The 10,363-nt window shown below is 72.0% G+C and carries 11 protein-coding genes; 7 read left to right on the forward strand and 4 right to left on the reverse strand.

Features of this window, described 5'->3' with window-relative positions; genetic code table 11:
- Positions 1-121 precede the first annotated feature (121 nt).
- Positions 122-1,618, forward strand: coding sequence for a xylulokinase (locus ACFT2C_RS28255; protein ID WP_377210429.1), 1,497 nt, complete (start codon positions 122-124; stop codon positions 1,616-1,618).
- A 38-nt stretch (positions 1,619-1,656) separates the two neighbouring features.
- Entirely contained in the window at positions 1,657-2,292 is a 636-nt protein-coding gene (locus tag ACFT2C_RS28260; RefSeq protein WP_377210430.1) for a HEAT repeat domain-containing protein, read from the forward strand.
- Positions 2,293-2,319: 27 nt separating this feature from the next.
- Here the strand turns inward: ACFT2C_RS28260 and ACFT2C_RS28265 are convergent, their stop codons facing one another.
- Both ACFT2C_RS28265 and ACFT2C_RS28270 read right to left on the reverse strand, forming a co-directional pair.
- Positions 2,320-2,835, reverse strand: a complete 516-nt coding sequence (locus ACFT2C_RS28265; protein WP_377210431.1) for a dihydrofolate reductase — start codon at positions 2,833-2,835, stop codon at positions 2,320-2,322.
- Positions 2,835-3,638, reverse strand: coding sequence for a thymidylate synthase (locus ACFT2C_RS28270; protein WP_377210432.1), 804 nt, complete (start codon positions 3,636-3,638; stop codon positions 2,835-2,837). The genes ACFT2C_RS28265 and ACFT2C_RS28270 overlap by 1 nt, the downstream gene beginning before the upstream one ends.
- A gap of 139 nt (positions 3,639-3,777) precedes the next feature.
- Here ACFT2C_RS28270 and ACFT2C_RS28275 point away from each other — a divergent pair, with 139 nt between their 5' ends.
- Positions 3,778-4,359 carry a hypothetical protein gene (locus ACFT2C_RS28275; RefSeq protein ID WP_377210433.1) on the forward strand — a complete coding sequence of 194 codons (582 nt, stop codon included), beginning with the start codon at positions 3,778-3,780 and terminating at the stop codon, positions 4,357-4,359.
- 56 nt (positions 4,360-4,415) lie between these two features.
- Here the strand turns inward: ACFT2C_RS28275 and ACFT2C_RS28280 are convergent, their stop codons facing one another.
- Positions 4,416-5,006 carry a hypothetical protein gene (locus tag ACFT2C_RS28280; RefSeq protein WP_377210434.1) on the reverse strand — a complete coding sequence of 197 codons (591 nt, stop codon included), beginning with the start codon at positions 5,004-5,006 and terminating at the stop codon, positions 4,416-4,418.
- Between the two features lie 148 nt (positions 5,007-5,154).
- Between ACFT2C_RS28280 and ACFT2C_RS28285 the strand changes: the two genes are divergently transcribed.
- From ACFT2C_RS28285 to ACFT2C_RS28300, 4 genes are read left to right on the forward strand one after another with little or no spacing between them, the layout of a single operon-like run.
- Positions 5,155-5,637: an OsmC family protein gene (locus ACFT2C_RS28285; RefSeq protein WP_377210435.1), complete on the forward strand. Its 483-nt coding sequence runs from the start codon at positions 5,155-5,157 to the stop codon at positions 5,635-5,637.
- 1 nt (position 5,638) lies between these two features.
- The gene (locus ACFT2C_RS28290) at positions 5,639-6,418 is read left to right on the forward strand and encodes a hypothetical protein (RefSeq protein WP_377210436.1); all 780 of its coding nucleotides are present in this window, start codon (positions 5,639-5,641) and stop codon (positions 6,416-6,418) included.
- Positions 6,419-6,473: 55 nt separating this feature from the next.
- Positions 6,474-7,865 (forward strand): ornithine--oxo-acid transaminase, encoded by a 1,392-nt coding sequence (rocD, locus tag ACFT2C_RS28295; protein WP_377210437.1) that lies wholly within the window; start codon positions 6,474-6,476, stop codon positions 7,863-7,865.
- Between the two features lie 16 nt (positions 7,866-7,881).
- Positions 7,882-9,156 carry an aminotransferase class I/II-fold pyridoxal phosphate-dependent enzyme gene (locus ACFT2C_RS28300; protein ID WP_377210438.1) on the forward strand — a complete coding sequence of 425 codons (1,275 nt, stop codon included), beginning with the start codon at positions 7,882-7,884 and terminating at the stop codon, positions 9,154-9,156.
- A 78-nt stretch (positions 9,157-9,234) separates the two neighbouring features.
- Here the strand turns inward: ACFT2C_RS28300 and ACFT2C_RS28305 are convergent, their stop codons facing one another.
- The gene (locus ACFT2C_RS28305; protein WP_377210439.1) at positions 9,235-10,212 is read right to left on the reverse strand and encodes a universal stress protein; all 978 of its coding nucleotides are present in this window, start codon (positions 10,210-10,212) and stop codon (positions 9,235-9,237) included.
- Positions 10,213-10,363: the final 151 nt, after the last annotated feature.

A 10,363-nucleotide genomic window follows, 5' to 3' on the forward strand; every position in this document is an offset into this window, starting at 1 on the left:
GCGGGCCGACCTCACCACCCGTTGGACGAGCTTGTCGAGACCCGGGTCTCGACAAGCTCGACCAGCGGTAGCGGTAGCGTGTCTGTCGCCTCACCCACCCCACCTTGTTCCTGGAGCACCGATGCCCCTCGTCGCCGGCGTGGACACGTCCACGCAGTCCTGCAAGATCGTCGTCCGCGACGCCGAGACCGGCGCGCTGGTCCGGACCGGTTCCGCCAAGCACCCCGACGGCACGGAGGTCGACCCCCAGCACTGGTGGGACGCCTTCCAGGAGGCGTCCGCGGCGGCGGGCGGCCTGGCCGACGTCGCAGCGCTCGCCGTGGGCGGTCAGCAGCACGGGATGGTCGTCCTCGACGCCGACGGCAACGTCATCCGGCCGGCGCTGCTGTGGAACGACAACCGTTCCGCGCCCTCGGCCGAGGCCCTGATCACCGAGCTGGGCGACGGGAGCCGCGAGGCGGGCGCCCAGGCCTGGGCCGACGCCGTCGGCTCCGTGCTCGTCGCCTCCCTCACCGTCACCAAGCTCCGCTGGCTGCACGACAACGAGCCGGAGAACGCGGCCCGGGTGGCCGCCGTCGCGCTCCCCCACGACTGGCTGTCCTGGCGCATCGCGGGCTACGGGCCAGCGGGCGACGCGACCGCTCCCCTGGGGCCGCAGCTCGACAGGCTGTTCACGGACCGCTCGGACGCGTCCGGCACTGGGTACTACGACGCCGCCGTCGGTGAGTACCGCCCCGACCTGCTGGAACGCGCCCTGGGGCGGGCCGACGTCGTGCTGCCGCGCGTGGTCGGCGTGGCCGAGGCGGGCGCCGTCGCGCACCCTGACGTCGCGGGTTCGGCGCTCGACCCTTCGACAGGCTCAGGGACCGGCTGCCTCGTCGGGCCCGGCGCCGGCGACAACGCCGGGGCGTCCCTCGGGCTCGGCATGACGCCGGGCGACATCGCCATCTCGATCGGCACGTCGGGCGTGGTGTCCGCCGTCGCGCCGAAGCGCACCGCCGACGGGTCCGGCGCGATCAACGGGTTCGCCGACGCGACCGGCAACGCCCTCATGCTCGCTGTCACGCTCAACGCGGCGCGCGTGCTGGACGCCGCCCGCGAGGTGCTCGACGTCGACTTCGACGAGCTGGCCGACCTGGCGCTGCAGGCCCCGCCGGGGTCGGACGGCCTCGTGCTCGTGCCGTACCTGGAGGGCGAGCGCACGCCCAACCGGCCCGACGCCACGGGCACCCTGCACGGCATCCGCCTGGCGACCTCGACCCGCGCTCACCTGGGCCGCGCCTACATCGAGGGCATGCTGTGCGGGCTCGCCGACGGCCTCGACGCGCTGCGCGCCCAGGGCGTCTCGGTGGAGCGCGTGATGCTGATCGGCGGGGCCGCGCAGTCGCCGGCCGTGCAGCAGATCGCCCCGCAGGTCTTCGGGCTGCCGATCGGCATCCCCGAGCCCGGCGAGTACGTGGCCGACGGCGCCGCGCGCCAGGCCGCATGGGTCCTCGCGTCCGCGGGCGACCCGGGGGCGGTGGCCCCGGCGTGGTCCACGACGATCGCCACGACGCTCGACGCCGACCCGAAGCCGGTGATCCGCGAGCAGTACGCCGCCGTCCGCGACCTGGTCTGACTGCAGAAGACTTCGTGGTCGATACAGGAGAGCGTGACGTGACACCCCTCGTCCAGCTCATTCCCCGCGAACCGTTCGGGCGCGAGGACATCCAGGCATTCGCCGAGGAGAGCGGCTGGACGCCGGTCGATGTGAGGCAGCCCGATGGACCCATCGAGGAACTGGCGTGGGTTCTCGGGCTTGCTGACGCCGACAGCCCCGAGGACACCGATGACGTGGAGACACTGGTGGTCCACTGGATCGAGGACCAGCGCTTCCAGGTCGACTACCTCGCGGTCGAGGGGGACTCGTCCGAGTGGTTCGCCGACTCGCTTCGCGACGCGCTGCCCCTCCACTCCGACGAGTCCCTGTTGCAGATGACGGCGAACACCCGCGACGACATGGCTCTCATGCGTGCTCTGCGCAGGATGGGCATCCACTGCGCGGGACGGGAGTACGACGCCGTCTCGTACGACTTGCTGCGCTGGGCGCTCCACGACCCAGAGCCGCTGGTCCGGCGCAACGCTCTGCTCGCCGCGTCCCTCATTGGCTGGCCGCAGCTTGTGCCCCTCTTGACGGCTGTGATCGACACCGAGAAGGACCTCACTGTCAGGCAGCAGGCCGTGACCACCCTCGACGTAGTCCGCGATCTCATCGACCGGCAGGGCTCCATCTCATCGAAGGGCACCGAGTAGACGTCCGGCCGGCTGGCCGTGGCGCCGCTACGTCGCGCGGAGGTAGGTCAGGTGGCGGTAGCGGAGGCCCGACGACGACGTCGTCCACTCGGTCGACGAGGCGACGGTCCACTCCGGGCCGATCTCGGGGGCGAACACGTCGCCCTCGATCTCGGCGTTGATCTCGCTGACCTCCAGCACGTCGGCGATGGGCAGCGTCTCGCTGTAGAGCTGGGACCCGCCCATCACCCAGACCTCGTCGCCGCCGGGCTCGCCGGCCGCGACCTCCAGCGCCTGGCCGATCGACCCGGCCACGACGGCGTCGTCGCCGGCGTCCGGCACGCCGTGCGGGCCGCGCGAGGAGACCACGATGTTGGTGCGGCCGGGCAGCGGGCGCTTCGGCAGCGACTCCCAGGTGAGCCGCCCCATCACCACCGGGTGGCCCGACGTGGTCCGCTTGAAGTGGGCGAAGTCCTCGGGCACGCGCCACGGGATGTCGCCGCCGGCGCCGATCACGGGGCGGCCGGCGGCGTCGCGGGCCTGGCCCCAGATGAGTCCGATCATCAGACGGCGATCGGGGCCTTGATGGTGGGGTGCGAGACGTAGCCGAGCACCTCGACGTCCTCGAACTCGTAGTCGAAGATCGAGTCGCGCGGGGCGAGCCGCAGCGAGGGGTACGGGTACGGGTCGCGCGCGAGCTGCGTCTCGACCTGCTCCACGTGGTTGTCGTAGATGTGCACGTCGCCGCCGGTCCAGACGAACTCGCCGACCTCGAGCCCGGTCTGCGCCGCGACCATGTGCGTGAGCAGCGCGTAGGACGCGATGTTGAACGGCACGCCGAGGAACAGGTCCGCCGACCGCTGGTAGAGCTGGCAGCTCAGCTTGCCGTCCGCGACGTAGAACTGGAACAGGGCGTGGCACGGCGGCAGCGCCATGTCGTCCACCTCGGCCGGGTTCCACGCCGTCACGATGTGCCGGCGCGAGTCCGGGTTGGTGCGGATCTGCTCGATCACTGATCCGATCTGGTCCACGTGCCCGCCGTCGGGCGTGGGCCACGAGCGCCACTGGACGCCGTACACCGGGCCCAGCTCGCCCGACTCGTCGGCCCAGTCGTCCCAGATCTTCACGCCGCGCTCCTGCAGCCAGCGCACGTTGGAGTCGCCGCGCAGGAACCACAACAGCTCGTACACGACCGACTTGAGGTGCACGCGCTTGGTCGTGATCAGGGGGAACCCCTGGGACAGGTCGTACCGGATCTGCCGCCCGAACACGCTGCGGGTGCCGGTGCCCGTCCGGTCGCCCTTGCGGGTCCCCGTGGCGAGCACGTCGCGGAGCAGGTCCTCGTACGGGGTCTCGATCTCGGTCATGCGGCAAAGCCTATGCCGGACGGCGCGCGAACCTGGTGCCCGACGCCGCCGACCTGCGATACTCACGGCCAGTCGATCAGGGGGTTCTTGCATGTCCGAGCAGGTGGGGTCACGTATCAGGCGTTCGCCATGGTTGTGGGTGGCCGTCGTCGCCATGGGGCTCGCCGCCGCGGTCCGGCTCGCCGGCCAGCTCGTCGGCGGTGGTACCGCGTGGCCGTTCGTGATCGGCATCGGCGCGGTGCTGGTCATCCTGGTGGCGATCTACGCGGGGCTGAACGCCAGCGCGCGGGCGCTGGTCCGGCGCGTCGCCGCCCAGCGGCCGACGGCGACGGTCGCCCTCGTGGTGCCCGCCACGTCGATGGCCGCGACCGCCGCTCGGCTCGGCGTGGACCCTGGCCTGATCAGGGCCGACGGTTCGCGGTACGCGGCGGTCGCGATCCTGCCCGACCGGGTCGAGCTCTGGGCCGGCAAGGGCCAGGAGCCCCACTGGTGGGTGCCGCGCACGCGGGACGGCGTGACGGTCGAGCACACCCAGATCGGAGGGGTCACGACGGACGCGCTGTGCATCGCGGCGGGCGACGAGGACGAGGAGATCGTCGTGCGCGCCGTCCCGGTGCCGGTCTGGCTCGATGTCCTGCGCGCCCGCCGCCAGGCGGCCATGGAGCAGCTCGTCCGCGACCTCGGGCAGGACCCGGCGCGGATCCTGGGCAACGCATCCTGAGCACTACTTCCTGAGCACTACTTCCTGAGCGCCTCTTCCCGAGCGGCTGCCCGAGCTCAGTCCTGCTTGACCTTCAGCTCCTTGAGCTGGTCCCCACGACGGCGGTGGAGCACGCCCATCGTGACGAGCACCAGCGCCACGACGCCGCCGAGCGCCGCACCCCACGCCGAACCGCCGCGGAAGGCCGGCCCGTCGACGTCGAGGATCCGCTCGCCGGCGTGGGACGCCGCCGAGGTGCCGAGCACGATCCCGAGCGTCAGCAGGTTCGGCACCGCGAACAGCGCGGCCAGCACCACGAACGCGCCGCGGACCGGCCAGGACCGCCGCGGCAGCACGGCCTGCACCAGGAACAGCACGGGGATCGCCGTGAACACCGCGCCGACGACCAGACCCCACCAGGCACCCGCCGAGAACGAGCCGTCCACGGCGTTGCCGATCACCTGGGCCCACCAGCGCGGCAGGAACGCCGACAGGAACAGGTACACCAGCCACACGGCCACGATCACCGCGACCACGCCGATCAGCCGCTTCACGACGTCGCGCCAGTCCGGCTTCCAGCGCGCGGCCGACGACGTCGGGCCGGTCGACGTCGGGCCGCCCGACGTCGGGCCGGTCCCGCCGGGCTCGTCGCTCGCGTTCTGCGCCATGAGCACGATCGTCGCAGCGGCGGACGCACTCTGCGCGGCGAGCGGGAACGTCCTGCACGTCGTTCGCGTTGACGACTAGTCCCACCGACCGGGATGCGCCGGACCGGACTCCGTGACCGTGTCGGTGAGCAGTGGAAGGATGAGCCCCATGACGGAGCAGACCACCACCTCGAGCGCTACGAGCACCGAGGACGCCGCGACCCCCTCGCCCACCGACCCGCTGTGGGTGGAGCGCAACGGCACCCGCACGTACACGGGCTTCACGGCCCGCGGCGCTCGGGTCGAGATCGGGCCCGCGAGCGCCGGTGCGGTGTTCACGCCGGGCGAGCTGCTGAAGGTCGCGCTCGCGGCATGCGCCGGGATGAGCAGCGACCGGGCGTTCGCGCGCCGGCTGGGTGACGACTACAAGACCACGATCCGCGTCGAGGACCCGAAGAACGTCGCGGAGGACCGGTACCCGGTGCTCACGGAGAAGTTCGAGATCGACCTGTCCATGCTCGACGACGAGGACCGCGCGAAGCTCCTCACGATCGCGCAGCGGTCGATCGACAAGACCTGCACGGTGGGCCGCACGCTCAAGGCCGGCGCGCAGATCCCGGACGCGCAGTTCGAGCAGCCGGCGGAGGGCTGACATGACCGACGACAAGAAGCTGACCGCGCCAGAGGCCAACGGCCGGGCAGCCCCGGGCGACGCGGTCCTCAAGCCGGACAACTCGGTGGAGGTCACGCCGGCGGACTGGGTCAACTACAAGCCTGAGGGCCCGCTGGACTACCTGGTGGACCGGGCGGTGGCCATCCCGTCGGCGACCATCCACAAGCATGTGGACAAGGTGCGGGCCCGGAATCCCGGCGCGAGCCCGGCCGAGATCATCAAGCTCCTGGAGAAGGAGTACCTGCGGGTCATCCAGACCACGGGCGGCGCCGTCGGCGCGGCCGCCGCGATCCCGGCGGTCGGCACGGCGGCCAGCGTCGCGCTGTCGGCGAGCGACGTCGCGACGTTCTTCGCCTCGTCGGCCGCGTTCTCCCTCGCCGTGGCTGACGTGCACGGCATCGACGTCCAGGACGTGCGCCGCCGTCGGGCGCTGCTGCTCGCCGCCGTGCTCGGCGACCAGGGCGCGCAGGACGTCGAGAACGCCATCGGCGGGTCGGGCGTCGCCTGGGGCAAGGTGCTGCTCACGACCATGCCGCGCACCACGCTGCAGCGAGTGAACAAGGCGCTGACGCACCGGTTCGTCCAGAAGCAGATCGCCAAGCAGGGCAGCCTGCTGCTGGGCCGCATCCTGCCGTTCGGCATCGGCGCGGTGGTCGGGTTCGTCGGTGCGCGCGCCCTCGGCCACACCGTGATCGGCCAGTCCCGCGTCGCGTTCGGCACTCCGCCGGAGCGTTTTCCCCGCGTCATCGAGCAGAAGTAGCCGGATATCACAATCCCTAGGCGGGATGACAGGACCCTGTCTAGGCTTGCGATCCATGGCGGAAACGACTCACGGCGCACTCGCCCCGACGTACCATCCACTCCCGATCACCATCGCGCGAGCGCACGGTACGCATGTATGGGACACGGACGGTAACGAGTTCCTCGACTTCCTGGCGGGGTACTCGGCGCTGAACTTCGGGCACCTGCATCAAGGCTTGGTGGCCGCGGCGATGACGCAGCTGCGCCAGGTCACGCTCACCTCCCGTGCGTTCGACCATGACCGGCTGGAGGAGTTCGCGCAGCGGCTGGTCGAGGTAGTGGGTCCGCTGACGACCGGCGGCGAGAACAGCCTCGTGGTGCCGATGAACACCGGCGCCGAAGCCGTGGAGACCGCGATCAAGGCGGTCCGCAAGTGGGGTTACGACGTGCGCGGCGTGCCCGAGGACCAGGCGACGGTGGTGGTCGCCGGCGGCAACTTCCACGGCCGCACCACCACGCTCGCCGGCCTCTCGGACAACCCGACGGTCCGCGACGGGTTCGGCCCCTTCACTCCTGGCTTCCGCCAGGTCCCCTTCGGCGACCTGGGCGCCGTCGCCGACGCCGTGGACGACACCACGGTCGCCGTCCTCATGGAGCCGGTGCAGGGCGAGGCCGGCGTCGTGGTGCCGCCGGACGACTTCTGGCCGGGCCTGCGCGAGCTCACCACGAAGCAGAACATCGCGCTGGTCGCGGACGAGATCCAGTCGGGCCTGGGCCGCACCGGCACGACGCTCGCGTGCGAGCTCTGGGACGTGCGGCCGGACCTGGTCTGTCTCGGCAAGGCGCTCGGCGGCGGGATCGTCCCGGTCTCGGCGGTGGTCGGCAAGCCGGAGATCCTCGGTGTCCTGACCCCGGGCACGCACGGTTCGACGTTCGGCGGCAACCCGCTGGCCTGCGCGGTCGGCATCGCGGCGCTCGACTTGCTCGCGACGGGGCAGTACCAGGCGCGGGCAGCGGCGTCGGGCAAGGTGCTCAAGGAGCGGCTGGACGCGCTCGTGGAGCGCGGCCTGCTCACCGGGGCGCGCACCATCGGCCTGTGGGCAGGCGTCGACCTCGACCCGGCGTTCGGCACGGGGCGCGACCTGTGCGAGGCGCTCCTGGAGCGCGGCGTGCTCGCGAAGGACACGCACGACGCGACCATCCGCCTGTCGCCGCCTCTGTCGATAGTGCAGCCCGAGCTGGAGATGGCGCTGGACATCCTGGAGGAGTCGCTCGTCGCCCTCCGCGGCGAGCGCTCGGGCGAAGACCCCACCGCCGAGCCCGATGACGCGGACGAGGCGACCGCCGACGCGGCGGACGAGGCGCCCAGCGACCCCACGGACATCGCCACCGCTGCCGCTCCCGACGTCGACACCACCGGCGAGGGCACGGACGAGCGTTCCGAACTGTCACCGACCGCGAGCTGAGCGTAGGCTCCGGGAGGTGACCACTACGACGTCGTCCCCCACCACCGCAACGCTCCCGGCGCTCCCCGAGCTGCAGCGGGCCTACGCCGAGCTTCAGGCCAAGGGCCTGAATCTGGATCTCACGCGCGGCAAGCCGTCGGCCGAGCAGCTCGACCTCGCCGAGCCGATGCTCGCCCTGCCCGGGATCGGTGTGCACGCCGACGACACGGGCACCGACGCGCGCAACTACGGCGGGCTGGACGGCGGGCTCGCGGTCCGGCGCATCTTCGCCGAGCTGCTGGACGTGCCGGTGGAGCAGCTCCTCGCGGGCGGCAACGCCTCGCTCACGATCATGCACGACGTCGTCGCGTACGCCGAGCTGTTCGGGTTCCCCGAGTCGCCCAAGCCGTGGGCGCGCGAGGACAAGGTCCGCTGGATCTGCCCCGTGCCGGGCTACGACCGCCACTTCACGGTCTGCGAGGCGCTGGGCATCGAGATGATCCCGGTCCCGATGACGCCGGACGGGCCCGACGCCGAGGCCGTGGCCGCGCTCGTCGCGACGGACCCCACCATCAAGGGCATGTGGGTGGTCCCGACCTACTCCAACCCCGAAGGCTCGGTCATCACCGAGGACGTCGCCCGCGCGCTGGTCTCGATGCCCACCGCCGCGCCGGACTTCCGCATCATGTGGGACAACGCGTACGCCGTCCACCACCTGACCGACGACGAGGTGGCCAGCCCGAACGCCATCGCGCTGGCCGCGGAGGCCGGACACCCGGACCGCGTGTTCCTGTTCGCGTCGACGTCCAAGATCACGTTCGCGGGCGCGGGCGTCGCGTTCCTCGGCAGCTCGCCGGCCAACATCGCCTGGTACAAGAAGCACCTGTCCGCGGCGTCGATCGGCCCGGACAAGCTCAACCACCTGCGGCACGCGATGTTCTTCGGCTCGGCCGACGGCGTACGCGACCACATGCGCAAGCACCGCGAGATCCTGGCGCCCAAGTTCGAGGCAGTGGTGCAGATCCTGGCCGAGCGCCTCGGCGCATACGGCATCGCGTCGTGGACGGAGCCCAAGGGCGGCTACTTCGTGTCCCTCGACGTCGCGCCGGGCACCGCCTCCCGCGTGGTGGAGCTGGCCAAGGAGGCCGGGATCGCGCTCACGCCGGCGGGTGCCACCCACCCGTACCGCAAGGACCCGGAGAACAAGAACGTGCGCCTCGCGCCGTCGATGCCCCCGCTGGACGAGGTCCGCACGGCCATGGACGGCGTGGCGACCTGCGTCCTCCTGGCAGCAGCCGAAGCCGCGAAGTAGGTCCGCGAAGTAGAGCGCCTGTCCGAGTCTCCCTGGTGATCGCCAGGGGGACCCGGACAGGCGCTCTACTTCGCGGACCTACTCCGGGCAGTGCTTGTTGACCACCAGGACCGGGCAGGCCGAGTGGTGGAGCACGGCCTGGCTCGTCGAGCCGAGGAGCAGGCCCCGGAACCCGCCGCGGCCGCGTGAGCCCACCACCACGAGGTCCGACGCCGTGGAGAACTCCGTCAGCAGCTCCGCGCCCGTGCCGTCGAGCACGATCCGGCGGATCCGCAGCCCGGGATTCTCGGCCTCGTACCGGTCGGCCACGACGTCCATGCCCGCCCCGATGTCGGCCAGCACCTGCTCGCGGTCGATGTTCGAGGGCAGCCACGCCAGCATCCCGGCGTTGCCCACGGGAACCCCGGTGACGGCGGTCAGCTCGGCACCCCACGCGTTGGCCTGCGCGATCGCGTGCTGCAGCGCACGCTCGGCCTGTGGGGACCCGTCCACGCCGACGACGATGCGGCGTACCTCCCGGATCTCGGCGGCCCCGGTCGCCGCGGCCGCCGCCTCGGTGTCGGACGCCGGCACGCCGGTGCCGCCGTCGGGCACGCTCCAGGCGACGCCACGGTTGGCCTCGGCACGCAACGGCACCACGACGACGGGGCAGCGCGCGTGCGCGGGCAGCGCGGACGACACGGTGCCCAGCAGCCGCTCGGTGAACCCGCCGCGGCCGCGCGTGCCGACGACGGCCAGTCCGTAGTCGGCGGACAGCTCCACGAGCACGCCCGCCGCGTCACCGGTGGCGACCTCCGTGGTGGCGCGCACCCCGGCGTCGGCCACGCGGGCCTCCGCCTCGGCGAGGACCGACTTGGCGCCCTCCTGGATGGTGGTGTCGTCGAGGGCGGCGTACCCGCCGTCGAGCGACGCCGCCGTGAACGACGGCAACGAGTAGCTGCACACGATGTGCAGCGACCAGCCCACACGATGTGCGTACGCGGTCGCCCAGTCCAGCGCGTGCAGGCTCGCGGCCGACCCGTCCACCCCGACCAGAACGACCTCGGGTCGTGTCATCGCCAGCCCTTTCTTCGCCCAAGCACCATTGCACTCCAAAGCTACCGGCGGCGCGCTCGTTATGGGTGTCCGGTGGCAAGAAGCCAGGCAGCGATCCGCGAAGTAGAGCGCCTGTCCGAGGAGACTCGGACAGGCGCTCTACTTCGCGGCT

The organism is Promicromonospora sp. NPDC057138 (genome assembly GCF_042670845.1).
Classification (GTDB): domain Bacteria; phylum Actinomycetota; class Actinomycetes; order Actinomycetales; family Cellulomonadaceae; genus Promicromonospora.